This is a genomic window from Streptomyces sp. NPDC027962 (assembly GCF_055566095.1).
Genome location: NZ_JBVHTA010000044.1, coordinates 20,381 through 46,599, shown reverse-complemented (window position 1 = coordinate 46,599; position 26,219 = coordinate 20,381). Strand labels below are relative to the sequence as shown.

At 70.0% G+C, this 26,219-nt stretch carries 21 protein-coding genes; 15 read left to right on the top strand and 6 right to left on the bottom strand.

The annotated features are described in order from the left end of the window. The first annotated feature begins 148 nt into the window (after positions 1-148). The 13 genes from uvrC to ACZ4SA_RS30500 all read left to right on the top strand — a co-directional run bounded on the left by uvrC (position 149) and on the right by ACZ4SA_RS30500 (position 16,365). Positions 149-2,131: an excinuclease ABC subunit UvrC gene (gene uvrC / locus ACZ4SA_RS30560; RefSeq protein WP_468280934.1), complete on the top strand. Its 1,983-nt coding sequence runs from the start codon at positions 149-151 to the stop codon at positions 2,129-2,131. Further along, the gene (gene rapZ / locus ACZ4SA_RS30555; protein ID WP_468280932.1) at positions 2,128-3,069 is read left to right on the top strand and encodes an RNase adapter RapZ; all 942 of its coding nucleotides are present in this window, start codon (positions 2,128-2,130) and stop codon (positions 3,067-3,069) included. Before uvrC ends, rapZ begins: the two co-directional genes overlap by 4 nt. Beyond that, positions 3,066-4,100: a gluconeogenesis factor YvcK family protein gene (locus ACZ4SA_RS30550; protein ID WP_468280930.1), complete on the top strand. Its 1,035-nt coding sequence runs from the start codon at positions 3,066-3,068 to the stop codon at positions 4,098-4,100. The genes rapZ and ACZ4SA_RS30550 overlap by 4 nt, the downstream gene beginning before the upstream one ends. Beyond that, positions 4,091-5,080, top strand: coding sequence for a DNA-binding protein WhiA (whiA, locus tag ACZ4SA_RS30545; protein ID WP_005318962.1), 990 nt, complete (start codon positions 4,091-4,093; stop codon positions 5,078-5,080). Before ACZ4SA_RS30550 ends, whiA begins: the two co-directional genes overlap by 10 nt. Before the next feature lie 152 nt (positions 5,081-5,232). Continuing rightward, positions 5,233-8,196, top strand: a complete 2,964-nt coding sequence (locus tag ACZ4SA_RS30540) for a M14 family metallopeptidase (protein WP_468280929.1) — start codon at positions 5,233-5,235, stop codon at positions 8,194-8,196. Between the two features lie 201 nt (positions 8,197-8,397). Beyond that, entirely contained in the window at positions 8,398-9,408 is a 1,011-nt protein-coding gene (gene gap, locus ACZ4SA_RS30535; protein ID WP_468280928.1) for a type I glyceraldehyde-3-phosphate dehydrogenase, read from the top strand. Between the two features lie 119 nt (positions 9,409-9,527). Next, the gene (locus ACZ4SA_RS30530) at positions 9,528-10,739 is read left to right on the top strand and encodes a phosphoglycerate kinase (RefSeq protein WP_468280927.1); all 1,212 of its coding nucleotides are present in this window, start codon (positions 9,528-9,530) and stop codon (positions 10,737-10,739) included. Positions 10,740-10,745: 6 nt separating this feature from the next. Further along, a complete protein-coding gene (gene tpiA, locus ACZ4SA_RS30525) occupies positions 10,746-11,522 on the top strand; it encodes a triose-phosphate isomerase (protein ID WP_468280926.1) in 777 nt (258 codons plus the stop codon). A 177-nt stretch (positions 11,523-11,699) separates the two neighbouring features. Next, the gene (gene secG, locus ACZ4SA_RS30520) at positions 11,700-11,930 is read left to right on the top strand and encodes a preprotein translocase subunit SecG (RefSeq protein WP_005318972.1); all 231 of its coding nucleotides are present in this window, start codon (positions 11,700-11,702) and stop codon (positions 11,928-11,930) included. Positions 11,931-12,065: 135 nt separating this feature from the next. Next, complete coding sequence (locus ACZ4SA_RS30515) at positions 12,066-12,401, top strand: RNA polymerase-binding protein RbpA (protein ID WP_003957010.1); 336 nt, start codon at positions 12,066-12,068, stop codon at positions 12,399-12,401. 172 nt (positions 12,402-12,573) lie between these two features. After that, the gene (gene pgi, locus ACZ4SA_RS30510) at positions 12,574-14,223 is read left to right on the top strand and encodes a glucose-6-phosphate isomerase (protein ID WP_468280960.1); all 1,650 of its coding nucleotides are present in this window, start codon (positions 12,574-12,576) and stop codon (positions 14,221-14,223) included. A gap of 4 nt (positions 14,224-14,227) precedes the next feature. Next, on the top strand, positions 14,228-14,728 hold the full coding sequence (locus ACZ4SA_RS30505) for a PH domain-containing protein (RefSeq protein WP_468280925.1): 501 nt from the start codon (positions 14,228-14,230) through the stop codon (positions 14,726-14,728). Further along, positions 14,725-16,365, top strand: a complete 1,641-nt coding sequence (locus ACZ4SA_RS30500; RefSeq protein WP_468280924.1) for a PH domain-containing protein — start codon at positions 14,725-14,727, stop codon at positions 16,363-16,365. The genes ACZ4SA_RS30505 and ACZ4SA_RS30500 overlap by 4 nt, the downstream gene beginning before the upstream one ends. 289 nt (positions 16,366-16,654) lie before the next feature. Here the strand turns inward: ACZ4SA_RS30500 and ACZ4SA_RS30495 are convergent, their stop codons facing one another. Then, complete coding sequence (locus tag ACZ4SA_RS30495; RefSeq protein ID WP_468280923.1) at positions 16,655-17,371, bottom strand: NAD(P)-dependent oxidoreductase; 717 nt, start codon at positions 17,369-17,371, stop codon at positions 16,655-16,657. A 95-nt stretch (positions 17,372-17,466) separates the two neighbouring features. Here ACZ4SA_RS30495 and ACZ4SA_RS30490 point away from each other — a divergent pair, with 95 nt between their 5' ends. Further along, complete coding sequence (locus ACZ4SA_RS30490; protein WP_468280922.1) at positions 17,467-18,150, top strand: TetR/AcrR family transcriptional regulator; 684 nt, start codon at positions 17,467-17,469, stop codon at positions 18,148-18,150. 108 nt (positions 18,151-18,258) lie between these two features. On the opposite strand, the gene pgl is transcribed toward ACZ4SA_RS30490, so the two are convergent. Genes pgl through tkt form a run of 5 tightly spaced genes read right to left on the bottom strand, consistent with a single transcriptional unit; the run spans position 18,259 to position 24,863 of the window. Then, positions 18,259-19,044, bottom strand: coding sequence for a 6-phosphogluconolactonase (gene pgl / locus ACZ4SA_RS30485; RefSeq protein ID WP_468280920.1), 786 nt, complete (start codon positions 19,042-19,044; stop codon positions 18,259-18,261). Then, positions 19,041-20,075 (bottom strand): glucose-6-phosphate dehydrogenase assembly protein OpcA, encoded by a 1,035-nt coding sequence (gene opcA / locus ACZ4SA_RS30480; protein WP_468280919.1) that lies wholly within the window; start codon positions 20,073-20,075, stop codon positions 19,041-19,043. The genes pgl and opcA overlap by 4 nt, the downstream gene beginning before the upstream one ends. Next, a complete protein-coding gene (zwf, locus tag ACZ4SA_RS30475; protein WP_468280958.1) occupies positions 20,072-21,595 on the bottom strand; it encodes a glucose-6-phosphate dehydrogenase in 1,524 nt (507 codons plus the stop codon). The genes opcA and zwf overlap by 4 nt, the downstream gene beginning before the upstream one ends. Positions 21,596-21,609: 14 nt before the next feature. Then, complete coding sequence (gene tal, locus ACZ4SA_RS30470) at positions 21,610-22,728, bottom strand: transaldolase (protein WP_468280917.1); 1,119 nt, start codon at positions 22,726-22,728, stop codon at positions 21,610-21,612. A gap of 29 nt (positions 22,729-22,757) precedes the next feature. Further along, positions 22,758-24,863 (bottom strand): transketolase, encoded by a 2,106-nt coding sequence (tkt, locus tag ACZ4SA_RS30465; protein ID WP_468280915.1) that lies wholly within the window; start codon positions 24,861-24,863, stop codon positions 22,758-22,760. A 353-nt stretch (positions 24,864-25,216) separates the two neighbouring features. Between tkt and ACZ4SA_RS30460 the strand changes: the two genes are divergently transcribed. Beyond that, the gene (locus tag ACZ4SA_RS30460) at positions 25,217-26,170 is read left to right on the top strand and encodes a heme o synthase (RefSeq protein WP_468280913.1); all 954 of its coding nucleotides are present in this window, start codon (positions 25,217-25,219) and stop codon (positions 26,168-26,170) included. Positions 26,171-26,219 lie beyond the last annotated feature (49 nt).

Below are 26,219 nucleotides of genomic sequence, written 5' to 3'. Positions count from 1 at the left end.
GTCACCTCGCATTGAAGCGTGTTGATCTGCCCCCGACAAGGAGTGTGCGCGTCACCGGCAATCCGGGGCCCGCGACGGCCGGGGCGGGCCGGCCGTGCCTCTGGCGGACATGGTCGCGTTGTCACCGCCCGCCAGTAGGGTGGTCGGCATGGCAGACCCCTCCAGCTACCGCCCCAAGCCGGGACAGATCCCCGACTCGCCGGGGGTCTACAGGTTCCGTGACGAGCACCGCCGGGTGATCTACGTCGGGAAGGCCAAGAGCCTGCGCTCGCGCCTCGCCAGCTACTTCCAGGACCTGGCCAATCTGCACCCGCGTACGCGCACCATGGTCACCACCGCCGCCTCCGTCGAGTGGACGGTCGTCTCGACGGAGGTCGAGGCGCTCCAGCTCGAGTACTCCTGGATCAAGGAGTTCGACCCCCGGTTCAACGTCAAGTACCGCGACGACAAAAGCTATCCGTATCTCGCGGTCACGCTGAACGAGGAGTTCCCGAGGGTCCAGGTCATGCGCGGCGCCAAGCGGAAGGGCGTCCGCTACTTCGGTCCGTACGGCCACGCGTGGGCCATCCGCGAGACCGTCGACCTGATGCTCCGCGTCTTCCCCGTGCGCACCTGCTCCGCCGGCGTCTTCCGCAACCATGTGCAGAAGGGCCGTCCCTGTCTGCTGGGCTACATCGGCAAGTGCTCCGCGCCCTGCGTGGGCCGGGTCACACCCGAGGAGCACCGCGAACTGGCCGAGGAGTTCTGCGACTTCATGGCCGGCCGCACCGGCACGTACATCCGCCGCCTCGAGAAGCAGATGATGGCCGCCGCCGAGGAGATGGAGTACGAGAGGGCGGCCCGGCTGCGCGACGACATAGGGGCCCTCAAGCGCGCCCTCGAGAAGAACGCGGTGGTGCTGGCCGACGCGACGGACGCCGACCTCATCGCCGTGGCCGAGGACGAGCTCGAGGCCGCCGTGCAGATCTTCCACGTCCGCGGCGGCCGGGTCCGCGGCCAGCGCGGCTGGGTCACCGACAAGGTGGAGAACGTGGACACGGCGGGCCTCGTCGAGCACGCGCTCCAGCAGCTGTACGGCGAGGAGAGCGGCGACGCCGTCCCCAAGGAAGTCCTCGTCCCCGCCCTGCCCGAGGACGAGGGCGCCGTTACCCAGTGGCTGAGCGGCCGCCGCGGCGCGGCCGTGTCCCTGCGCATCCCGCAGCGCGGCGACAAGAAGGCCCTGATGGAGACGGTCGAGCGCAATGCGCTCCAGGCCCTTGGACTGCACAAGACCAAGCGCGCCAGCGACCTGACCACCCGCTCCCGCGCGCTGGAGGAGATCGCGGAGGCCCTCGGGCTCGACTCCGCGCCGCTGCGCATCGAGTGCTTCGACATCTCGCACCTCCAGGGCGAGGACGTGGTGGCGTCCATGATCGTCTTCGAGGACGGTCTCGCCCGCAAGAGCGAGTACCGACGCTTCCAGATCAAGGGCTTCGAAGGCCAGGACGACGTCCGGTCGATGCACGAGGTGATCACCCGCCGCTTCAAGCGGTATCTGGCCGAGAAGGACAGGACGGGGGAGTGGATCGGCGAGGACAGCCCCGCCGACGAGGCGCCCGACGACGGCCGTCCGAAGAAGTTCGCCTACCCGCCCCAGCTCGTGGTCGTCGACGGAGGGCAGCCCCAGGTCGCCGCCGCCCGGTGTGCTCTGGACGAGCTCGGCATCGACGACGTGGCCGTCTGCGGCCTCGCGAAGCGCCTCGAGGAGGTCTGGCTGCCCCACGAGGACGACCCCGTGGTCCTGCCGCGCTCGAGCGAGGGCCTGTATCTCCTGCAGCGGGTGCGTGACACGGCTCACGACTTCGCCATCCGCTACCAGCGCTCCAAGCGTTCCCAGCGCATCAGGACGAGCCCGCTGGACGCGGTGCCCGGTCTCGGGGACACCAGGAAGCGGGCCCTGATCAAACATTTCGGCTCGGTGAAGCGGTTGCGGCAGGCGACAATCGAGCAGATCTGCGAGGTTCCCGGTATGGGCCGCAAGACGGCCGAGTCCGTCGTCGTGGCCCTGGCGCAGGCGGCTCCGTCCGCACCCGCCGTGAACACCGCGACAGGAGAGATCATTGAAGAGAACGACGGGGGCGGCAGGACATGACTGAGCACGACGGAGACGGAGCAGCAGACGTGAGTACGGGCAACGGAGCCGAGCCCGGCGAGTCCACGGCGGACATGGCCATCCCCGAGCTGGTGATCATCTCCGGGATGTCGGGCGCCGGCCGCAGTACGGCGGCCAAGTGTCTGGAGGACCTCGGCTGGTTCGTCGTCGACAACCTGCCGCCCGCGTTGATCCCCACGATGGTGGAGCTCGGCGCCCGCTCCCAGGGCAATGTCGCCCGGATCGCCGTCGTGGTCGACGTGCGCGGCCGGCGTTTCTTCGACAACCTCCGCGAGTCCCTCGCGGACCTGGACGCCAAGCAGGTCACCCGCCGGATCGTCTTCCTCGAGTCGTCGGACGAGGCGCTGGTGCGCCGCTTCGAGTCGGTCCGCCGCCCGCACCCGCTGCAGGGCGACGGCCGGATCGTCGACGGCATCGCGGCCGAGCGCGACCTGCTGCGCGAGCTGCGCGGCGACGCCGACCTGGTGATCGACACCTCCAGCCTCAACGTCCACGAGCTGCGCGCCAAGATGGACGCCCAGTTCGCCGGCGACGAGGAGCCCGAGCTGCGGGCCACGGTGATGTCGTTCGGCTTCAAGTACGGCCTGCCCGTGGACGCGGACCTGGTCGTCGACATGCGCTTCCTGCCGAACCCGCACTGGGTGCCGGAGCTGCGCCCCTTCACCGGCCTGAACGAAGAGGTGTCGAACTACGTCTTCAACCAGCCCGGCGCCAAGGAGTTCCTCGACCGCTACACCGAACTGCTCCAGCTGATCGCCGCCGGCTACCGCCGCGAGGGCAAGCGGTACGTGACCATCGCGGTGGGCTGCACCGGAGGCAAGCACCGGTCGGTCGCCACCTCCGAGAAGCTCGCCGCCCGCCTCGCCTCGGCCGGCGTGGAGACCGTTGTCGTCCACCGGGACATGGGGCGCGAGTGACCGGACGCAACCTCCGGCTGCGGCGGCTGCGCAGTACCACGCGCACGCTGTCGGCGCGGAAGCGCGGCGCACAGCCCAAGGTCGTCGCCCTTGGCGGCGGCATGGGCCTGTCCGCGTCGCTCGCCGCCCTGCGCCGCATCACCGGCGACCTCACCGCGGTCGTCACGGTCGCCGACGACGGCGGCTCCAGCGGCCGGCTCCGCGAGGAGCTCGGCGTGCTGCCGCCCGGCGACCTGCGCAAGGCCCTGGCGGCGCTGTGCGGGGACGACGACTGGGGACAGACCTGGGCCCGGGTCATCCAGCACCGTTTCCAGTCCAAGGGCGAGCTGCACGAGCACGCGGTCGGCAATCTGCTGATCGTGGCCCTGTGGGAGCAGTTCGGCGATCATGTCCAGGCCTTGGACCTGGTCGGCAAGCTGCTCGGCGCTCACGGGCGGGTGCTGCCCATGTCCGCCGTCCCGCTCGAGCTCCAGGCCCTGGTCCGGGGGCACGATCCGGCGCGCCCGGACGAGGTGGAGACCGTGCGTGGCCAGGCGACGGTGGCGCTCACCCCCGGCGAGGTGCAGTCCGTGCATGTCGTGCCGCACGACCCGCCTGCCGTCCCCGAGGCCGTGGAGGCCGTGCTGGACGCCGACTGGGTGGTTCTGGGCCCCGGCTCATGGTTCTCCTCGGTGATACCGCACCTGCTGGTGCCCGAGCTGCTGGACGCCCTGGTGGAGACCAAGGCGCGCCGGGTGCTCTCGCTCAACCTCGCGCCGCAGCCCGGTGAAACAGAAGGCTTCTCCCCGCAGCGTCATTTGGAGGTTTTGGGACGACACGCGCCTAAACTCGCCCTGGACGTGGTGCTGGCCGACGAGGCCGCAGTGCCCGACCGCGAGTCCCTCGTCGATGCCGCCGAGCGGCTGGGTGCCGCGGTCGAGCTGGCTCCGGTGGCCTCTCCCGACGGACTTCCGAAGCATGACCCGGAGCTGTTGGCCGCCGCGTACGACCGTATTTTTCGGATGCATGGAAGGATCGGCCCATGGCGATGACGGCAGCGGTGAAGGACGAGATCTCCCGGCTCCCCGTCACCCGGACCTGCTGCAGAAAAGCGGAGGTCTCGGCCATCCTGCGGTTCGCGGGCGGTCTGCACCTGGTGAGCGGCCGCATCGTGATCGAGGCGGAGCTGGACACCGGCATCGCCGCGCGCCGGCTGAAGCGGGACATCCTGGAGATCTTCGGCCACAGCTCGGAGCTGATGGTCATGGCCCCCGGCGGGCTGCGGCGCGGTTCCCGCTTCGTCGTCCGGGTGGTGGCGGGCGGCGACCAGCTGGCGCGCCAGACCGGTCTCGTCGACGGCCGGGGCCGCCCGATCCGGGGCCTGCCGCCGCAGGTCGTCTCGGGCGCCACCTGCGACGCGGAGGCCGCCTGGCGGGGCGCGTTCCTTGCGCACGGCTCGCTGACCGAGCCCGGCCGCTCCTCCTCGCTGGAGGTCACCTGCCCCGGCCCGGAGGCGGCGCTGGCGCTGGTGGGCGCCGCCCGCCGGCTGTCCATCGCCGCGAAGGCGCGCGAGGTCCGCGGTGTGGACCGGGTGGTCGTTCGGGACGGTGACGCGATCGGCGCGCTGCTGACCCGCCTCGGTGCGCACGAGTCGGTGCTGGCCTGGGAGGAGCGGCGGATGCGGCGCGAGGTGCGCGCGACCGCCAACCGCCTGGCCAACTTCGACGACGCCAACCTGCGCCGCTCGGCCCGTGCCGCGGTGGCGGCCGGCGCCCGTGTACAGCGGGCGCTGGAGATCCTCGGCGAGGAGGTGCCCGAGCACCTCGCGGCAGCGGGCCGGCTGCGGATGGAGCACAAGCAGGCGTCCCTGGAGGAGCTGGGCGCGCTCGCCGACCCGCCGCTGACGAAGGACGCGGTCGCGGGCCGTATCCGCCGACTGCTGGCGATGGCGGACAAGCGGGCCCAGGACCTGGGCATCCCGGGTACGGAGTCGAATCTGACCGAGGAAATGGCCGACGGTCTGGTCGGCTGACCTCCCTGACGTGGTGTCAATTCGCCGCTGCTGTGGGCCGTTCGGGTTCATGGCGGCGGCGTTTCCGTGTCGAGGGGTGCTATTGACATGATCATGGGGTGTCATGAGCCTGGCATCTGTCCTTTTGTGCCACACGGAAGCAAGGGGAACTCATGAGGCCCAGAGCGGGATCGATCCTCGCAGCGGGTGCATTGCTGCTCGGCGGACTGGCGGCCGCACCGGCCGTCCAGGCGCAGGCCGAGGCCGGACACAGCGCCGACGCCGCCGACGCGGTGAAGGTCTTCAACGCCGATGTCACCAAGGAGCAGGTTCCCCTGCTCCTCGCACTCGGCCAGGACGCCCACGAACTGGGTGAACAGGCCCCCTCCCGGGGCACTGCCCGGGTCGAGCTCTTCCTCACCGACGCCCAGGCCCGCGGCCTGGAGAAACAGGGTGTCGAGGTCACCGAGCGCACGGTCTCCGTGAAGACCGAGGCGCGGCTGCGTGCGGTCGGCGACGGCGTCTACCGCCCGTACAGCGGCGACGGCAACCTCCAGGAGGAGATCGTCAGGGCCGGGCAGGCCAACCCGGACATCACCAAGGTGGTCTCCATCGGCAAGACCGTCCGCGGCCAGGACATCCTCGCCCTCAAGCTGACCAAGGGCGCCAAGCGGACCAAGGACGGTGCCAAACCGTCCGTGCTGTACATGTCCAACCAGCACGCCCGCGAGTGGATCACCCCGGAGATGACCCGCCGGCTGCTCCACCACTACCTCGACAACTACGGCAAGGACCCGCGGATCACCAAGGTGGTGAACTCCACCGAACTGTGGTTCGTGCTCTCCGCCAACCCGGACGGCTACGACCACACGCACCGGTCCGCCGACAACCGGCTGTGGCGCAAGAACCTCCGCGACAACGACGGCGACGGCGAGATCACCAACGCCGACGGCGTCGACCTGAACCGCAACTTCGCCTACAAGTGGGGCTACGACAACGAGGGTTCGTCCCCCGTCCCGGCCAGTCAGACCTACCGCGGCACCGGGCCGGCCTCCGAGCCCGAGACCGTCGCGATCGACCGCTTCCAGAAGCGCATCGGCTTCGAGTACGGCATCAACTACCACTCCGCTGCCGAGTTGCTGCTGTACGGCGTCGGCTGGCAGGTCGCCACCCCGACCCCCGACGACGTCCTCTACAAGGCCCTCGCGGGCACCCCGGAGAACCCCGCCGTCCCCGGCTACTACCCGCAGGTCTCCTCCGAGCTGTACACCACCAACGGTGAGGCGGACGGCCACGCGGCCAACGTCAACGGGATGATGATGTTCACCCCGGAGATGACCACCTGCCAGACCGTTTCCGACTCCGACCCGGACGACAGGTGGAAGGCCGAGGACTGCCGGTCCGGCTTCAATTTCCCCGACGACGAGAAGCTGATCCAGGCGGAGTTCGCCAAGAACATCCCCTTCGCGCTCTCCGTCGCCGAGACCGCCGCCCACCCCGACCGGCCGTCCTCCGCGGTCGGCCTGGAGGCTCCCGACTTCACCGTCGACCCCTTCGCCACCTCGTACGCCCGCGGCGGCGACCAAGAGGTGTCCGTCGTCGTCCGCAAATCGGTCCGCGACAAGGAGCTCAAGTACCGCGTCAACGGCGGCCGCACCCACGACATGGCTCTGAGGCCCTGGAAGGGCGGCGAGACCTACGGCGGCGAGGACAACATCCGCTTCGACGAGTACCGCGCCAAGGTCAAGGACGGAGACGTCGGCGACAGGGTCGAGGTGTGGTTCACCGGAGAAACCAGGAGCGGGAAGCCCACCTCCAGCGAGCGCTTCACCTACACGATCGCCGAACGCCCACGGGCCGACACCGTGGTGGTCGCCGAAGAAGGGGCCCCCAACCAGCACGCACGGAAGTACGCCGACGCGCTGAAGGCCAACGGCCGCAAGGCGGTCGTCTGGGACGTCGCCACCCAGGGCGTCCCGCACCCGCTCGGCGTCCTCGGCCACTTCTCCACGGCCGTCCACCACACCGGCGACCGCGCCCCCGGCGGACCCACCCAGCTGGCGCTCCGCGCCTTCCTCAACGAGGGCGGCAAGCTGATCGAGGCCGGCGAGCAGGCCGGCGGCAACGCGCAGGTCGGCCGGGCCGCGACCAACGACTTCAGTCAGTACTACCTGGGTGCGTACGGACGTACCTCCGCCGCGACCGCCACCGCCTTCACCGGCGCCGGGCGGCTGACCGGATTCACCGGACCGCTCGCCGGTGCCACCGGCAGCCCCGCCAACCCGCTGAACGCGGCCGGTGCCTACACGGTCACTTCCGAGACCCTGCCGCCCGGGGACTTCCCGCAGTTCAAGAGCGCTCAGGCGGGCCGCTACGAAGGAGTGGTCAACCCGTACGCTCCGTATGCGGGACAGTGGATGGTCGCCGCCGCGCACGAGGACAGCGACTGGAAGCGCCTCACCCGCACCGTCGACCTCACGGGCGTGAGCGCGGCCGACGAACCGGAACTGCGCCTCGCCCTCAACTGGAACACCGAACCGGGCTACGACCACGCCGTCCTGGAGGCCCACACGGCCGGGGCGGAGGACTGGACCACACTCCCCGAGGCGAGCGGCCTGACCGGCACGGCAGTCCCCGAGGAGTGCGAGGCGGGCTTCTTCGTCAACGGCCACCCCTTCCTGCGGCACTACCTCACCGTCCAAGCCGGGGGCTGCACCCCGACCGGCACCAGCGGGGCCTGGAACAGCTTCACCGGATCCTCCGGCGGCTGGAAGCAGGTCTCCTTCGACCTGAGCGCCTACGCGGGCAAGAAGGTCGAGCTCTCGCTCAGCTCCGTCACCGACCCCGGCAGCGGCGGACGCGGCGTCTTCGCGGACGACGCCCGGCTGGCCGTCGCGGGCGCGGAGAAGGAGACCGAGGGCTTCGAGACCGCTCTCGGCACCTGGACGGTCCCCGGTGGACCCGTCGGGAGCCCGGAGACCGCCGGTGACTGGGCCCGCTCCGGCGAGCTTTTCAAGTCATTCGCCGCCGTCACCACGCGTGACACCGTGCTGCTCGGTTTCGGTCTGGAGCACCTCCCTGCCGCCGCCGACCGCACGGCGCTGATCGGCAAGGCACTGCGCTCCCTGCGGCGTTGACGCGGCAGCGCTGCCGGAGGGGGCGAACCGCCTGCGAGGCGGCCCTTATACCTACTAACGGGTACGGGCCGCCTCGTCCCGCCACAGATGCGGTCGATGTCACTACGAGGCCCGCGGAGGGGTAGGGTCGTAGGCGGTCGGGGACATCCCATACAGCTCGCCGGCGTCGAAACCCGGCGTACCAACGAGGAGATCGGTTTCGTGACGATCCGCGTAGGCATCAACGGCTTTGGCCGCATCGGTCGTAACTACTTCCGCGCGCTGCTGGAGCAGGGTGCAGACATCGAGATCGTGGCTGTCAACGACCTGGGTGACACTGCGACCACGGCCCACTTGCTGAAGTACGACACCATCCTCGGCCGCCTCAGGGCCGAGGTGTCCCACACCGCCGACACCATCACGGTCGACGGCCACACGATCAAGGTGCTCTCCGAGCGCAACCCCGCCGACATCCCGTGGGGCGACCTCGGCGTCGACATCGTCATCGAGTCGACCGGCATCTTCACCAAGAAGGCCGACGCCGAGAAGCACATCGCGGGCGGCGCCAAGAAGGTCCTCATCTCGGCTCCGGCCAAGGACGAGGACATCACCATCGTGATGGGCGTCAACCAGGACAAGTACGACGCGGCCAGCCACCACGTCATCTCCAACGCCTCCTGCACCACCAACTGCGTGGCGCCGATGGCCAAGGTTCTCGACGAGAACTTCGGCATCGTCAAGGGCCTGATGACCACGGTCCACGCGTACACCAACGACCAGCGGATCCTGGACTTCCCGCACTCGGACCTGCGTCGCGCCCGCGCCGCCGCCGAGAACATCATTCCCACCACCACGGGTGCCGCGAAGGCCACCGCGCTGGTCCTCCCGAAGCTCAAGGGCAAGCTCGACGGCATCGCGATGCGCGTGCCGGTCCCGACCGGCTCGGCCACCGACCTGGTCGTGGAGGTGGAGCGCGAGGTCACCAAGGACGAGGTCAACGCCGCGTTCAAGAAGGCCGCCGACGACGGCGACCTCAAGGGCATCCTCTTCTACACCGAGGACCCGATCGTGTCGTCCGACATCGTCAGCGACCCGGCGTCCTGCACCTTCGACTCCTCCCTGACCATGGTCCAGGAAGGCAAGTCGGTGAAGATCCTCGGCTGGTACGACAACGAGTGGGGCTACTCCAACCGCCTCGTCGACCTCACGGTCTTCGTCGGCAACCAGCTCTGATCCGCACCGTCTGATCCGCAACGCGAGCACCACGATGTGAGCGACAGGGCTCGGCAGCGCAATGTGGCGCTGTCCGAGCCCTGTCGCGCGTGCAGCCCTCCGAGGAGCCGTAGAAAAACATGAAGACCATCGACCAGCTGCTGGCCGACGGGGTCGCGGGCAAGCGGGTATTCGTCCGCGCCGACCTCAATGTGCCGCTCGACGGCACCACCATCACCGACGACGGCCGTATCCGCGCCGTCCGGCCGACGATCGCCAAGCTGGCGGAGGCCGGCGCACGTGTCGTCGTCGCCTCGCACCTGGGCCGCCCCAAGGGAGCCCCGGACCCCGCCTTCTCGCTCGCCCCGGCCGCCAAGCGGCTCGGTGAACTGCTCGGTGCCGAGGTCGCCTTCGCGACCGACACCGTCGGCGAGTCCGCCACCGTCGCCGTCGCGAACCTCGAGAACGGCCAGGTCGCCGTCCTCGAGAACCTCCGCTTCAACGCCGGCGAGACCGCCAAGGACGACGCGGAGCGCGGCGTCTTCGCCGACCAGCTCGCGGCCCTCGCCGATGTGTACGTCGGCGACGGCTTCGGCGCCGTGCACCGCAAGCACGCCTCCGTCTACGACCTCCCGGCCCGCCTGCCGCACGCGGCCGGCTTCCTGATCGAGACCGAGGTCGGCGTCCTCAAGAAGCTCACCGACGACGTGCAGCGGCCCTATGTCGTCGTCCTCGGCGGCGCCAAGGTCTCCGACAAGCTCGGCGTCATCGATCACCTGCTGGAGAAGGCCGACCGCATCCTCATCGGCGGCGGCATGGCGTACACCTTCCTCAAGGCCCAGGGCCACGAGGTCGGCATCTCCCTCCTCCAGGAGGACCAGATCCCGGCGGTCAAGGATTACCTGAAGCGGGCGAAGGAGCGGGGCGTGGAGTTCGTGCTCCCCGTCGACGTCCTGGTCTCGCCGGAGTTCCCGGACCTGAAGACCAAGGCTCCCGCCAACCCGAGTGTCGTCGCCGCGGACGCGATCCCCGCCGACGAGGAGGGTCTGGACATCGGTCCCGAGACCCGCAAGCTGTACGCATCGAAGCTCGCCGACGCGGCCACCGTCTTCTGGAACGGCCCGATGGGCGTCTTCGAGCACCCCGACTACGCCGAGGGCACCAAGGCCGTTGCCCAGGCGCTCGTCGAATCCCCGGCCTTCTCCGTGGTCGGCGGCGGCGACTCCGCCGCGGCCGTACGGATCCTGGGCTTCGACGAGAAGGCATTCGGCCACATCTCGACCGGTGGCGGCGCGAGCCTCGAGTATCTCGAGGGCAAGACGCTTCCCGGCCTCGCCGCACTGGAGGACTGACCCCGCATGACCACCCGTACCCCGCTGATGGCGGGCAACTGGAAGATGAACCTCAACCACCTCGAGGCCATCGCTCACGTCCAGAAGCTCGCCTTTGCACTCGCCGACAAGGACTACGACGCGGTCGAGGTCGCGGTCCTGCCGCCCTTCACCGACCTGCGCTCCGTGCAGACCCTGGTCGACGGCGACAAGCTGAAGATCAAGTACGGCGCCCAGGACATCTCGGCGCACGACTCCGGTGCGTACACCGGCGAGATCTCCGGTTCGATGCTGGCCAAACTGAAGTGCACCTACGTGGCCGTCGGCCACTCCGAGCGCCGCCAGTACCACGCCGAGTCGGACGAGATCTGCAACGCCAAGGTGAAGGCCGCCTACAAGCACGGCCTGACCCCGATCCTGTGCGTCGGAGAGGGCCTGGACATCCGCAAGGCCGGCAACCAGGTCGAGTACACGCTCGCCCAGCTCGACGGCGGCCTGAAGGACATCCCGGCCGAGCAGGCCGAGACGATCGTGATCGCCTACGAGCCGGTGTGGGCCATCGGCACCGGCGAGGTCGCCACCCCGGAGGACGCGCAGGAGGTCTGCGGGGCGATCCGCGGCCGCCTCGCCGAGCTGTACTCGCAGGAGCTGGCCGACAAGGTCCGCATCCAGTACGGCGGCTCGGTGAAGGCGGGCAACGTCGCCGCGATCATGGCGCAGCCCGACGTGGACGGCGCCCTCGTGGGCGGCGCCGCGCTGGACGCCGACGAGTTCGTCAAGATCGTCCGCTTCCGCGACCAGTGAACGGAAGGGGCGCCGCAGCCTTCGGGCGCCCCGGAAGCGGACCGGCGAACCTGTGAGTATGCGGTGGCGCCGATCCGGCGTACCCTTGCGGGGGCCTGGGGCTCACACGAGCCCGGGCCCCCGTCGTCCGTATTGAGTTCCGAGAGAATTGCCAGGAAGTAGGGTCCAGCCGTGGTTATGGGATTCTCGATCGCCCTGATCATCTTCAGCGGGCTGCTGATGCTGCTCGTGCTGATGCACAAAGGGAAGGGCGGCGGTCTTTCCGACATGTTCGGTGGCGGCATGCAGTCGTCCGTCGGCGGCTCCTCGGTGGCCGAGCGCAACCTCGACCGCATCACCGTCGTGGTCGGTCTGCTGTGGTTCGCGTGCATTGTCGTACTTGGTCTGCTGATGAAGCTGGACAGCTGACCCACCGGTCAACCGTCCCGAGCTGGGGTGTAACTCCAATCACTGGACGAGCGTTGGGCCTTACGTAGACTGGGGCACTCGCGGCGCAGCCGCTGTGAGACGCTGTGCAGCACCATCACGCAGGGAGTTACGACCGTGGCAAGTGGCAACGCGATCCGGGGAAGCCGGGTCGGAGCGGGGCCGATGGGCGAGGCTGAGCGAGGCGAGTCCGCGCCGCGCCTCCGCATCTCCTTCTGGTGCTCGAACGGGCACGAGACGCAGCCGAGCTTCGCCAGTGACGCACAGGTCCCCGACACGTGGGACTGCCCGCGGTGCGGGTTCCCGGCCGGTCAGGACCGGGACAATCCGCCGGACCCGCCGCGCACCGAGCCGTACAAGACGCACCTGGCGTATGTACGTGAGCGGCGCAGCGACGCGGACGGCGAGGCGATCCTCGCCGAGGCACTCGCCAAACTGCGCGGCGAGATCTAGTACTTGAGTCCGGCCGGACACCCGACGAGGGTGCCGGCCGGACTTTCTCGTTGCCCGGGCCGCTTTCTTGTCCGCCGCCCCGCCAACGCCTCTTGGACCGGCCTGATCAATTAGGTTGGACACGCAGCGGGGCATGCAGGCAGGTACGAGAAGAAGTGGGCTGATGTCCGAAATGAACGCAGGCAAGACCAGGCTCAACCAGACGCCCGAATGGACCTCTCTCGGCAAGCACCGCGAGCAGCTGGGGGAGACGCATCTGCGGGAGCTGTTCGCCGGGGACGCGGAGCGCGGCAGCACGTACACCCTCCAGGTCGGGGATCTGTACATCGACTACTCCAAGCACCTGGTGACCCAAGAGACGCTGGGGCTGCTGCGTGAGCTCGCCGCCGCGACGGGCGTCGCCGAGCTGCGGGACGCCATGTTCCGCGGCGAGAAGATCAACACCACCGAGAACCGCGCGGTCCTGCACACCGCGCTCCGCGCTCCGCGCGACGCCGTGATCGAGGTCGACGGCGAGAACGTGGTGCCCGGTGTCCACGCCGTGCTCGACAGGATGGCCGCCTTCTCGGAGCGGATCCGCTCCGGCGAGTGGACCGGCCACACCGGCAAGCGCATCAAGAACGTGGTGAACATCGGCATCGGCGGCTCCGACCTCGGGCCCGCGATGGCGTACGAGGCTCTGCGCTCCTACAGCGAGCGGGATCTGACGTTCCATTTCGTGTCGAACGTCGACGGAGCCGATCTGCACGAGGCCGTACGGGGCCTGGACCCGGCGGAGACCCTCTTCATCGTCGCCTCCAAGACCTTCACCACCGTCGAGACCATCACCAACGCGACCTCCGCACGCGAGTGGCTGCTCACCAACCTCCAGGTGGGCCCCGACGCCGTCGCCAAGCACTTCGTCGCCCTGTCGACCAACGCCGAGAAGGTCTCCGACTTCGGCATCGACACGGCCAACATGTTCGAGTTCTGGGACTGGGTCGGCGGCCGCTACTCGTACGACTCCGCGATCGGCCTCTCCCTGATGATCGCCATCGGACCCGACCGCTTCCGGGAGATGCTCGACGGCTTCCACCTCGTCGACGAGCACTTCCGCACCGCGCCCCCGGAGGCCAACGCGCCTTTCCTGATGGGCCTGCTGGGCATCTGGTACGGGGCGTTCTTCGACGCCCAGTCGCACGCGGTCCTGCCGTATTCGCACTACCTGTCCAAGTTCACCGCGTACCTCCAGCAGCTGGACATGGAGTCCAACGGCAAGTCCGTGGACCGCGACGGCAACCCGGTCGACTGGCAGACCGGACCCGTCGTCTGGGGCACGCCCGGCACCAACGGCCAGCACGCCTACTACCAGCTGATCCACCAAGGCACGAAGCTCATCCCCGCTGACTTCATCGGCTTCGCCAATCCTGTCCCCTCCCTGCTCGCCGGGCTCGTGCCCCAGCACGACCTGCTGATGGCCAACTTCTTCGCGCAGACGCAGGCACTGGCCTTCGGCAAGACCCCCGAGGAGGTCAGGGCGGAGGGCGTGCCGGAGGAGCTGGTGGCGCACAAGACGTTCAAGGGCAACCACCCGACGACGACGATCCTCGCCGACGAACTCACGCCGTCCGTGCTGGGCCAGTTGATCGCTCTGTACGAGCACAAGGTCTTCGTGCAGGGAGCGATCTGGAACATCGACTCCTTCGACCAGTGGGGCGTCGAACTCGGCAAGGTCCTCGCGAAGAAGATCGAGCCGGTGCTCACCGAAGGAGAGGGCGGCGAGCGGCTCGACAGCTCGACGGCCAGGCTCGTCGGCAAGTACCGCACACTGCGCGGCCGCTGATCCGATGGCGGGGGACAACGCGGTGCGGCTGCGGCCGCCGAACAACCGGCTGAACGAACGGGTCGTCAACTGGTGGCGTGCGCAGTGCCTGCTGACGGCCGCCGTCCCGGCGGCCGTCCTGCTGGTGCTGGGCGCCTTCATCGAGCCGGCCCGGATGTGGCTGCTGATCCCGGCGGCGGCGATCGCCGCCGTGGGACTCGGCTGCACCGCGTTCTTCCCTGCCTGGTGGTACCGGGTGCACCGCTGGGAGGTCACCGACGAGGCGGTGTACGTGCGGACCGGGGCGCTCTGGCAGGAGTGGCGCATCGCGCCCATGTCCCGCATCCAGACCGTCGACACCGTCCGGGGACCGCTGGAGCAGGCGTTCCGGCTCGCCACGGTCACCGTCACGACCGCCTCCTCCAAGGGCGCCATCAGGATCGAGGGCCTTGACCACGAGGTGGCCGCGGAACTCGCGGAGCGCCTCACCAGGATCACCCAGGCGACACCCGGGGACGCGACATGAGCGAGCCCGAGCGGACGCCGGGTGTCCCCCCTGCCGCTGAACTGCCCAGCACCGACGGGGACGCCGCAGGGGCCCCGGAAGGGCTGGGCAGGCCCGGGGAGACCTGCGACGGCTCCCCGCAGGTCCCGGACGGGCCGCAGGCCCTCTGGCGGCGGCTCGACGGGCGGACCGTCCTCGTCACCGCCCTGGTCATGGCCGGTGTGGCGGGCGGCGCCGGACTGCCCACCCTCATCGGCCTCGCCGGCGGCATGCCCCTGTGGAAGGCGCTCGCCTGGGTACTGGCCGGGGCCGCGCTCCTCATCGCCGCCGGCACCGGCGCGGACTTCGTGCGCTGGCACCGCACGCGCTACCGCATCGGGCCCGAGCGGGCCGAACTCCACACCGGGCTCCTCCTAATCAAACGGCGTTCCCTGGCCCGCGAGCGCATCCGCACCGTCGACCTCACCGCCAACGTGCTGCTGCGTGTCCTCGGACTGGTCAAGGTCCGCATCGGCACCGGAGAGCAGGCGGGCGGCGGTGAATCCACCCTCGAACTCGACGCCGTCACCCTGGCGGAGGGGGAGCGGCTCCGTCTCGAGCTGCTGACCAGGGCCGCCACCGGAAGCACGGAAAGCGCCGCCCACCGCGACGGCACGCTCGCCGTCCTCGACCCGTCCTGGATCCGCTACGCCCCCGTGTCGTTCGTCGCGCCCCTGCTCGGCGGCGCGGCGGTCGGCGCGGTCATGCAGGTCAGCGAGTGGTTCGGGGCGCGGAACGAAGTCATCGCATGGGTGTGGGACCGCTTCGAGGACACCTCGATCCTATGGATGGTCTTCGTACTGGCCGCGGTCGCGCTGGCGACGGGGATCGTCGGCGCGCTCGGCCTCTGGATCGAAATATGGTGGAACTACCGGCTGGAGCGGGAGCCCGGCGGCACGCTGCGGGTGCGCCGCGGTCTGTTCACCGCCCGCTCGATATCCATCGAGGAACGCCGACTGCGCGGCGTCGACCTCGTCGAGCCCCTGGGCGTACGCCTGTTCGGCGCGGCCCGGCTGGACGCGGTCGCCACCGGACTGGTCAACGACGAGAAGGACAAGAAGGCCGACGCCAGCGTGCTGCTGCCCGTGGTGCCCCGGAGGCTGGCCGACGACGTCGCGGCGCAGGTGCTCCATGAGAGGTCGGCCCCCACGGACGCGTCACTGCTGACCGCCCACCCGCGGGCCGCCCGCAGGCGGCGGGTGCGGTGGGCAGTGGGCGCCGTCCTGCTCCCGACGGCGGCCCTCGCGCTCCTCGGCGTGCTGCTCACGCCCGTGCTGCTGTGGATCGCGGTGGCCTGCGCGGTGCTCGGCCTCCCGGTGGCGGCGCTTCTGGCCCTCGACGCGTACCGGGCGCTGGGCCACGGGATCTCTGGCGCGTATCTCCTCACCCGCTCGGGCACGGTGCGCCGCAGCACAGTGGCGCTCCAGCGTGCGGGTGTGATCGGCTGGACCGCCCGCCGGTCCCTCTTCCAGCGCCGCGCGGGCCTCATCACCCTGACGGCGACGACGGCGGCGGGCGGGGGAGCCTACGGCATCTACGACGCGGGGGAGGCGGAGGGCCTGACGTTCGCGTCGGACGCGGTGCCGGGTCTGCTGGAGCCGTTCCTGGAGCACGACTAGCCAGGGCCTCTCGTTTGGATCTTGCCGGGCTCGCGTCCCCCGGCACCGCGCCTCGCTGGGTGTCGTCGGTCGGCATGGCTCCGCCATGCCTCCTTCCCTACGCCTTCGGCGTGGGAGGTGCCCCGCCTCCGCCGTGCGATCCGGCCCCTGAGCCCTGGCGGGCCCGGGGAGAACCCATGCCTGAGCCCTGGCGGGCCCGGGAGACCTCATCACCAGATCCTCCCCCTACGCCCCCGCGGGCGTGGTGGGACCCCCACTCACTGATCCGGCCGGAGCCAAACGAAAGAGCCTAGGCGCGGTCGTGGCGGACGCCGGGGTGGGCGAGGGCGCTGCGGGTGAGGCGGCCGACGATCGCCGGGGCCTCCTGGACGAGCGCGTCGTCGGTGAGCGCCTCGACCATGAACAGAGCGAAGTCCACACGGCGCGTCAGGTTGTCGGCCAGCACCGGGTCGCCCACGTGCCGGCTCCACACGGGCAGGCCCTGGCTCTCGCCCTCCTCCAGGGTGCTGCCGCGCACCACGGTCCACCGGGTGTCGCTGGCGAACACCCGGCGGCACGCCTCCACCTGGTCGTCGATCTCGACGGCGCGGACGAGTTTGCCCAGCAGGGCGGCGATCCGGACGCCCGCCCGGAACGTCCGCGAGTACGTGTCCTTGCCGTCGCGCGTGATGTGCCAGCCGCAGGAGAAGACCAGGCGCGCGCCCGGTCGTGCGTGGTCGAGCACCGCTTGCGCCGTGCCCGACGCGTACTGCTGCACACCCCAGGGCACCAGCACCGTCAGCACCCCGTCGCACCTGGCGACCGCCCGCCGGATCACCTCCGGGTCGTTCGTGGGGCCGGGCACGACGGTCATCCGGCCTTCGAACTCGGCCAGTTTCGGCACGCTGCGCTCCCGGCACACGCCGACCACCTCGTAGCCGCGGTCCAGTGCGTGCCGGACCATGTACTGCCCGAGCTTCCCCGAAGCCCCGATGATGCAGACCTTCTTCACATGCTCCGTGCCCATGGCGCAGCCCTTTCTGCGGAATGCTGACCTTATGTTGTAAGGTAAGCTAGCCTTATGCCGTAAGGCAGTCAAGGGGAGAGAGAAGGGAGGAGCGGATGCGCGAGGGAGGCAAGGGCCGGCGCAGGGCGCCGGCGCGCACCCCGCTCAGTCGCGAGCGTGTGATTCGCACGGCGATGGCGGTGGCGGACGAGAAGGGCTCGGCCGCGCTCACCATGCGGGCCATCGCCGAACCCCTGGGCGTCGAGGCGATGTCGCTCTACCACCACGTCGCAGGCAGGGAGGATGTCCTCGACGGCATGGTGGACGCGGTGTTCGGCGAGATCGACCTGCCGCCGCGCGACACTGACTGGAAGAGGGCCATGCGTGACCGCGCGGCCTCTGCCCGCGCCGTGCTCCGGCGCCACCCGTGGGCCGTCCCCCTGATGGACTCCCGCACCCGGCCCGGCCCCGCGACCCTGCGCCACCACGACGCCGTCATCGGCGCGTTGCGCGTCGGCGGGTTCTCCGTCCCGATGGCCGCGCACGCGTTCTCGCTGATCGACAGCTACGTGTACGGCTTCGTGATCCAAGAGCTGAGCCTGCCGTTCAGCGGCTCGGCGGAGCTGGACGAGGTCGCGGGCGCCATTCTGCGAGATATGCCCGCCGACACCTACCCGCACCTCACGGAGCTCGTCACCGAGCACGCGCTCAAGCCCGGTTACGACTACGCCGACGAGTTCACCTTCGGCCTCACCCTCATCCTCGACGCCCTGCGCCCGGACGAGAGCGCGAGCCCTTAGCGCGTGTGCGTGCGGCGGGCCCTTTCCCCGCCCCGCCCGCACAGCGCGCGAGGCCCGGACCGCGCAGCGGCGGGCCGGGCCTCGGCGTGAGCGAGTGCGTCGTGGGCGTTACGCGGAGGCCGGCGGGTACAGCGAGCGCGGCAGTTTCGACGCAGCCGCCCGGTCCAGCAGCCACAGCGTCCGGGACCGCCCGTACGCCCCGGCCGCCGGCGCCTGGATCTCGCCCGCGCCGGACAGCGCGATCTCCGCCGCCTCCGCCTTGTCCTCGCCTGCCGCCAGCAGCCACACCTCGCGCGCCGCGCGGATCGCCGGCAGGGTGAGCGAGATGCGAGTCGGCGGCGGCTTGGGGGCGCCGTGGACCCCGACTACAGTGCGTTCCGTCTCGCGGACCGCCGGCAGCTCGGGGAAGAGCGACGCCACATGCGTGTCGGGCCCCACGCCCAGCATCAGCACGTCGAACGTCGGCACCGGGCCGTGGTCCTCCGGGCCCGCCGCCGCGGCGAGTTCCTCCGCGTACGCGGCGGCGGCCGCGTCCACGTCGGAGCCGGACGCACCGTCCGACGCGGGCATGGCGTGCACCCGCGACGGATCCACCGGCACGTGGTCGAGCAGCCCCTCACGGGCCTGCGTGACGTTGCGCTCCGGGTCGCCCTCGGGCAGGAACCGCTCGTCGCCCCACCACAGGTCGAGCCGTGCCCAGTCGATCGCGTCCCGTGCGGGGGACGCACCGAGCGCGGCCAGCAGGCCGTTGCCGTTGCGGCCGCCGGTGAGGACGACCGACGCGGAGCCGCGCGCGGCCTGGGCGTCCACGATCTTCGTGATCAGCCTGGCCGCGGCGGCCTGCGCCATCAGTTCCTTGTCGCGGTGAACCACGAGCTGCGCGGCCGCGGTCATTTCGCCGCCGCCTTCTTCGCGGGGGCGGCCTTCCTGGCCGCCGGAGCGGGCGCCGCCTTCTTGGCCGCAGGCGTCTCAGCGGACGCGGGCGCCGCCTGCGACGTCCCCCCGCCCAGCCGCTCCACGCCGTATCGCAGTGCCGACGAGTACGTGTCGTCCGGGTCGAGCCGGCGCAGTTCCTCCGCGATCAGCTCGGCCGTTTCGCGGCGCTTGAGTGCCACCGCGCGGTCGGGCTGGCCCTCGATGGAGAGCGTGGCGAGCGAACCGTCGGGGCGGTCGAGCACGATGGGGCCGCAGTTGGACTCCATCCGTACGGACGTGAGGCCGGGGCCGGACGACGACGACCGCTTCACCGGTACGTTCAGCCGGTCCGCGAGCCACATCGCCAGCAGTTCGCAGCTCGGGTTGAACTCCTCGCCCTCCACCTCGACGGAGGTGACTTCGCAGACGACCTGGTCGAGCGCCGCCGCGAGCATCGAGCGCCACGGCGTGATCCGGGTCCACGACAGGTCGGTGTCACCAGGGGTGTACGCCTGTGCGCGGGCCGTCAGCTCGCGCACCGGCTGCTCCGAGGCGTAGGTGTCGGTCACCCGGCGCTGGGCCAGCGCGCCGAGCGGGTCATGGGCCGGGTCGGTCGGCGCGTTGACCGGCCACCAGACGACGACGGGCGCGTCGGGCAGCAGCAGCGGGAGCACCACCGACTGGGCATGGTTTGTGACCTCGCCGTACAGCCGCAGGACGACCGTCTCGCCGGTGCCCGCGTCCGCGCCGACCCGCACCTCGGCGTCCAGCCGGGCCTTGGACCGGTCACGCGGCGAACGCGACACCCGCTTGATGACAACGAGGGTGCGCGAGGGGTGCTCGCGGGACGCCTCGTTGGCGGCCTTCAGCGCGTCGTAGGCGTTCTCCTCATCGGTCACGATGACCAGGGTGAGGACCATGCCGACGGCCGGGGTGCCGATCGCGCGGCGGCCCTGCACCAGCGCCTTGTTGATCTTGCTGGCCGTGGTGTCCGTAAGGTCGATCTTCATGGCCGACGCCAGCTCCGTCCGTCTCGTGCGAGCATTTCGTCCGCCTCGTCCGGCCCCCAGGTGCCGGCCGGATACTGCGCCGGCTTGCCGTTCGCGTCCCAGAAGTCCTCTATCGGGTCGAGGATCTTCCAGGACAGCTCGACCTCCTCCACACGCGGGAAGAGGTTGGAGTCGCCGAGCAGCACATCGAGGATGAGGCGCTCGTAGGCCTCCGGGCTCGACTCCGTGAACGACTCGCCGTAGGCGAAGTCCATCGAGACGTCCCGGACCTCCATCGACGTGCCGGGCACCTTGGAGCCGAACCGCATGGTCACGCCCTCGTCCGGCTGGACGCGGATGACCAGCGCGTTGTGTCCGAGCTCCTCGGTGGCGGTGGAGTCGAACGGCGAGTGCGGTGCGCGCTGGAAGACGACCGCGATCTCGGTGACGCGCCGTCCCAGCCGCTTGCCGGTGCGGAGATAGAAGGGGACCCCCGCCCAGCGGCGGTTGTCGATCTCCAGCTTGATCGCGGCATACGTGTCGGTCTTCGACTTCGGGTCGATACCGTCTTCCCGCAGATAGCCGACGGCCTTCTCTCCACCCTGCCAACCCGCCGTGTACTGCGCGCGGACGGTGTCCTTCGCAAGGTCCTTGGGCAGCTTCACCGCGCCCAGCACCTTGGTCTTCTCGGCTGCGAGCGCGTCCGCGTCGAAGGAGGCGGGCTCTTCCATGGCAGTCAGCGCGAGCAGTTGGAGCAGGTGGTTCTGGATGACGTCACGGGCGGCGCCGATGCCGTCGTAGTAGCCCGCCCGGCCGCCGATGCCGATGTCCTCGGCCATCGTGATCTGCACATGGTCGACGTAGGACCGGTTCCAGATGGGCTCGAAGAGCGTGTTGGCGAACCGCAGCGCCAGGATGTTCTGGACGGTCTCCTTGCCCAGGTAGTGGTCGATACGGAAGACCTCGTTCGGCGGAAAGACCTCGTGCACCACCTGGTTGAGCTCCTTGGCGGAGACCAGGTCGTGGCCGAACGGCTTCTCGATGACCGCGCGCCGCCAGGAGCCCTCCTTCTGGTCCGCCAGCCCGTGCTTCTTCAGCTGCTGGACGACCTTGGGGAAGAACTTGGGCGGCACGGAGAGGTAGAACGCGAAGTTGCCACCGGTGCCCTGCACCTTGTCGAGGTCCTCGATGGTGGACTTCAGCTGCTCGAAGGCGTCGTCGTCGTCGAAGGTGCCCGGGACGAAGCGCATCCCCTGGATGAGCTGCTGCCAGACCTCCTCACGGAACGGCGTACGCGCATGCTGCTTGACCGCGTCGTGGACCTCCTGCGCGAAGTCCTCGTCCGCCCACTCGCGGCGGGCGAAGCCGACGAGCGAGAAGCCCGGCGGCAGCAGCCCCCGGTTCGCCAGGTCGTAGACCGCGGGCATCAGCTTCTTGCGCGACAGGTCGCCCGTGACACCGAAGATGACCAGGCCCGACGGCCCCGCGATGCGCGGGAGCCGTCGGTCGGCAGCATCACGGAGCGGGTTGGCTCCGTCAATACCGGACAAGTCGCTCAGTCCTCCGAGGGTGCGAGGCGCTTGAGTTCCGCCTCGGTCGACTTGAGCAGGTCGTTCCAGGACGCCTCGAACTTCTCGACGCCCTCGTCCTCGAGCAGCTGGACGACCTCGTCGTACGAGATACCGACGGCGGCGACCGCTTCCAGCTCGGCGCGCGCCTGGTCGTACGCGCCGCGCACCGTGTCACCGGTGATCTCGCCGTGGTCGGCCGTGGCCTCGAGGGTGGCCTCCGGCATGGTGTTCACCGTGCCCGGCGCGACCAGCTCGTCGACGTACAGGGTGTCCTTGTAGGCCTTGTCCTTGACGCCGGTCGAGGCCCACAGCGGACGCTGCTTGTTGGCCTGTGCCTTGTCCAGCGCGGCCCAGCGGTCGGAGGAGAAGACTTCCTCGAACGCCTCGTAGGCGAGCCGCGCATTGGCCACGGCCGCCTTGCCACGGGCTTCCTTGGCCTCCGGGGTGCCCAGCGCGTCCAGACGCTTGTCGACCTCGGTGTCCACGCGGGACACGAAGAACGAGGCGACCGAGCGGATCTTGGACAGGTCGAGGCCCGCGGCCTTGGCCTTCTCGAGACCCGCCAGGTAGGCGTCCATGACCTCGCGGTAACGCTCCAGCGAGAAGATCAGAGTGACGTTGACGCTGATGCCGAGGCCGATGACCTCGGTGATCGCCGGCAGGCCCGCCCTGGTGGCCGGGATCTTGATGAAGGTGTTCGGCCGGTCCACCAGCCAGGCCAGCTGCTTGGCCTCCGCGATCGTCGCCTTCGTGTTGTGTGCGAGACGGGGGTCGACCTCGATCGACACCCGGCCGTCCTGGCCGCCCGTGCGGTCGTAGACCGGGCGCAGCACGTCGGCGGCGTCACGGACGTCCGCCGTCGTGATCATGCGGAGGGCTTCCTCGACGGTCACCCTGCGGGCCGCGAGGTCCTCCAGCTGCTGGTCGTACCCCTGGCCCGAGGAGATCGCCTTCTGGAAGATCGACGGGTTGGTGGTGACGCCCACGACGTGCTGCTGGTCGATCAGCTCGGCCAGGTTGCCCGAGGTGATCCGCGTGCGCGAAAGGTCGTCCAGCCAGATCGCGACGCCTTCGTCGGAGAGGCGCTTGAGTGCGTCTGTCATGAGAATCTCCTACTTGTCGTGTAACGGCGTCAGCGCGCGTCGGCGTGGATCTGAGTCGTCGAATCCAGCACGGCCCGCGCGGCGGCGGCGACGGCCTCGGCGGTGAAGCCGAACTCGCGGAAGAGGACCTTGCCGTCCGCCGAAGCGCCGAAGTGCTCCAGCGAGACGATGCGCCCGGCGTCGCCGACGTAGCGGTGCCAGGTCAGGCCGATACCCGCCTCGACCGCGACCCGCGCCTTGAGTGACGGGGGAAGCACCAAGTCCCGGTACCCCTGGTCCTGCTCCTCGAACCACTCCACGGACGGCATCGACACCACCCGGGTCGGCACGCCGGCGGCCTGGAGCTGCTCGCGGGCCGCGACGGCCAGCTGCACCTCGGAGCCGGTGCCGATCAGCACGACCTGCGCGTCGCCGCCTTCGGCGTCGAACAGGACGTAACCGCCCTTGGCCGCGTCCTCGTTCCACTCGTACGTCGGCACACCCTGGCGGGTCAGCGCCAGGCCGTGCGGGGCTCCCTTGCCGAACTCCTTGGTGTACCGCTTGAGGATCTCGCGCCAGGCGATGGCGGTCTCGTTGGCGTCGGCGGGGCGCACGATGTTGAGGCCCGGGATCGCGCGCAGCGAGGCCAGGTGCTCGACCGGCTGGTGAGTGGGGCCGTCCTCGCCGAGGCCGATCGAGTCGTGCGTCCACACGTAGGTGACCGGCAGGTGCATCAGCGCGGAGAGGCGGACGGCGTTGCGCATGTAGTCGGAGAACACCAGGAAGGTGCCGCCGTAGATGCGGGTGTTGCCGTGCAGCGCGATGCCGTTCATGACCGCGGCCATGGCATGCTCGCGGATGCCGAAGTGGATCGTACGGCCGTACGGGTCGGCCTCCGGCAGCGGGTTGCCCACCGGCAGGAAGGACGACGTCTTGTCGATCGTCGTGTTGTTCGAGCCGGCAAGGTCGGCGGAGCCGCCCCACAGCTCGGGCACGACCGCGCCCAGCGCCTGCAGGACCTTGCCCGAGGCGGCGCGGGTGGCGACACCCTTGCCGGTCTCGAACTCCGGCAGCGCGTCCTCCCAGCCCTCGGGCAGCTCGCCCGCGCGGATCCGGTCGAACTCGGCGGCACGCTCCGGGTTGGCCGTACGCCAGGCGGCGAACGTCTTCTCCCACTCGCCACGGGCCTCACGGCCCCGGTCCAGGGCGCCACGGGTGTGCCCGAGGACCTCGTCGGAGACCTCGAAGGACTTCTCCACGTCGAAGGCGAGGACGCGCTTGGTGGCCGCGACCTCCTCGTCGCCGAGCGCCGAGCCGTGGGCGGCCTCGGTGTTCTGCGCGTGCGGGGCGGGCCAGGCGATGATCGAGCGGGCCGCGATGAACGACGGGCGCTCGGTCTCGGCCTGCGCGGCCTTCAGGGCGTTGTACAGACCGACCGGGTCGAGGTCGCCGTTCTCCAGCTGCGCCACGCGCTGGACGTGCCAGCCGTACGCCTCGTACCGCTGGAGGGTGTCCTCGGAGACGGCCGTCTCCGTGTCGCCCTCGATCGAGATGTGGTTGTCGTCCCACAGCAGGACCAGGTTGCCCAGCTTCTGGTGTCCGGCCAGCGACGACGCCTCGGCCGAGATGCCCTCCTGGAGGCAGCCGTCACCGGCGATGCACCAGACGGTGTGGTCGAAGGGCGACGTGCCGGGCTCCGCGTCCGGGTCGAACAGGCCACGCTCGTAACGGGCCGCCATCGCCATGCCCACGGCGTTGGCGACACCCTGGCCGAGCGGCCCGGTGGTCGTCTCGACGCCCGTGGTGTGGCCGTACTCGGGATGGCCCGGAGTCTTCGAGCCCCAGGTGCGGAACGCCTTCAAGTCGTCCAGCTCAAGGCCGTACCCGGCCAGGTAGAGCTGGATGTAGAGCGTCAGCGACGAGTGTCCGGCGGACAGGACGAACCGGTCACGGCCCGTCCAGTCGGCGTCCGCGGGGTCGTGCCGCATCAGCTTCTGGAAGAGCACATACGCGGCGGGGGCCAGGCTCATGGCCGTACCCGGATGGCCGTTGCCGACCTTCTGTACGGAATCCATGGCCAGGACGCGGACGGTGTCGACTGCCCGCTGGTCCAACGCGGTCCACTCGAGGTCTGTGGTGGTCGGCTTGGTGCTCACCCTGAGTCAGGGCTCCTCTCCACATGTCGAATCCCGGTGACGAGGGGTGTACCGGGCGCTGTCGAGCCTACCCTCGCAGCAACGCGCCACTTTTCGGCCGCGCGTCTTTCCCATTGGACACTGTTCCAGAGTGCGGGTGCCGGGTGTTCCCCGCCTGTCGGGGACGATGTCCCACATGAGTACGGCCGGTGTCGCGCGGGTGCTCAACACGACCCGACCCCGGCGAAGATCGGGGTACGGGCAACGTCTAGAGTGGCGTGGTACGCGCAAGTCTTTACGCGGGTTTTTTCCACCATGAGCCCTTTGGGCACGGGAGGCGCCCGGCGAGGCTTGCTGGGATTTCTCTGTCAGGGGTGTGCGTGACGGCCGTCGAGTCCCGACCCGCAGGGGTCGTCTTGGCTACCGGCCCGGGGGGCCATCGGCCGTTCGGAGCCCGCGTCAAGGCATTCGTGGCGCTGACCAAGCCGCGGATCATCGAGCTGCTGCTGATCACCACCGTCCCGGTGATGTTCCTGGCCGAGCAGGGTGTTCCGGATCTGTGGCTGGTGCTCGCGACATGCCTCGGCGGTTATCTCTCCGCCGGCGGCGCCAACGCGCTGAACATGTACATCGACCGCGACATCGACGCCCTGATGGACCGCACCTCGCAGCGTCCGCTCGTCACGGGCATGGTCTCGCCGCGCGAGGGACTCGTCTTCGGCCTGTCGCTCGCCGTGATCTCCACCCTCTGGTTCGGGCTGCTCGTCAACTGGCTGTCGGCTGCGCTGTCGCTCGGTGCCCTGCTGTTCTACGTCGTCGTCTACACGATGATCCTCAAGCGCCGCACCGCGCAGAACATCGTCTGGGGCGGCATCGCCGGCTGCATGCCGGTCCTCATCGGCTGGTCCTCCGTCACCGGCTCGGTGTCGTGGGCCGCCGTCATCCTCTTCCTCGTCATCTTCTTCTGGACGCCGCCGCACTACTGGCCGCTGTCGATGAAGGTGAAGGACGACTACGAGCGCGTCGGCGTGCCGATGCTCCCGGTCGTCGCGGGCAACAAGGTCGTGGCCCGGCAGATCGTCGTCTACAGCTGGGTCATGGTCGCCGTCTCGCTGCTGCTGACGCCGCTCGGCTACACCGGCTGGTTCTACACCGCGGTCGCGCTGGTCACCGGCGGCTGGTGGCTTTGGGAGGCGCACGCGCTGCAGAGCCGGGCCAAGGCGGGTGCGGCGGGCGCCAAGCTCAAGGAGATGCGGCTGTTCCACTGGTCCATCACCTATGTGTCGCTGCTCTTCGTGGCCGTCGCCGTGGACCCCTTCCTGCGCTGACGGGCACGGCAGCTCGCCGGGGGTGGCCGAGGCCACTCCGTCCGGCCGT

Excerpts from the sequence above, each read along its gene's own strand:
- uvrC (WP_468280934.1), top strand. The coding sequence starts at position 149 with ATGGCAGACCCCTCCAGCTACCGCCCCAAGCCGGGACAGATCCCCGAC.
- rapZ (WP_468280932.1), top strand. The coding sequence starts at position 2,128 with ATGACTGAGCACGACGGAGACGGAGCAGCAGACGTGAGTACGGGCAAC.
- whiA (WP_005318962.1), top strand. The coding sequence starts at position 4,091 with ATGGCGATGACGGCAGCGGTGAAGGACGAGATCTCCCGGCTCCCCGTC.
- ACZ4SA_RS30540 (WP_468280929.1), top strand. The coding sequence starts at position 5,233 with ATGAGGCCCAGAGCGGGATCGATCCTCGCAGCGGGTGCATTGCTGCTC.
- ACZ4SA_RS30530 (WP_468280927.1), top strand. The coding sequence starts at position 9,528 with ATGAAGACCATCGACCAGCTGCTGGCCGACGGGGTCGCGGGCAAGCGG.
- tpiA (WP_468280926.1), top strand. The coding sequence starts at position 10,746 with ATGACCACCCGTACCCCGCTGATGGCGGGCAACTGGAAGATGAACCTC.
- secG (WP_005318972.1), top strand. The coding sequence starts at position 11,700 with ATGGGATTCTCGATCGCCCTGATCATCTTCAGCGGGCTGCTGATGCTG.
- pgi (WP_468280960.1), top strand. The coding sequence starts at position 12,574 with ATGAACGCAGGCAAGACCAGGCTCAACCAGACGCCCGAATGGACCTCT.
- ACZ4SA_RS30505 (WP_468280925.1), top strand. The coding sequence starts at position 14,228 with ATGGCGGGGGACAACGCGGTGCGGCTGCGGCCGCCGAACAACCGGCTG.
- ACZ4SA_RS30500 (WP_468280924.1), top strand. The coding sequence starts at position 14,725 with ATGAGCGAGCCCGAGCGGACGCCGGGTGTCCCCCCTGCCGCTGAACTG.
- ACZ4SA_RS30495 (WP_468280923.1), bottom strand. The coding sequence starts at position 17,371 with ATGGGCACGGAGCATGTGAAGAAGGTCTGCATCATCGGGGCTTCGGGG.
- ACZ4SA_RS30490 (WP_468280922.1), top strand. The coding sequence starts at position 17,467 with ATGCGCGAGGGAGGCAAGGGCCGGCGCAGGGCGCCGGCGCGCACCCCG.
- pgl (WP_468280920.1), bottom strand. The coding sequence starts at position 19,044 with ATGACCGCGGCCGCGCAGCTCGTGGTTCACCGCGACAAGGAACTGATG.
- opcA (WP_468280919.1), bottom strand. The coding sequence starts at position 20,075 with ATGAAGATCGACCTTACGGACACCACGGCCAGCAAGATCAACAAGGCG.
- tal (WP_468280917.1), bottom strand. The coding sequence starts at position 22,728 with ATGACAGACGCACTCAAGCGCCTCTCCGACGAAGGCGTCGCGATCTGG.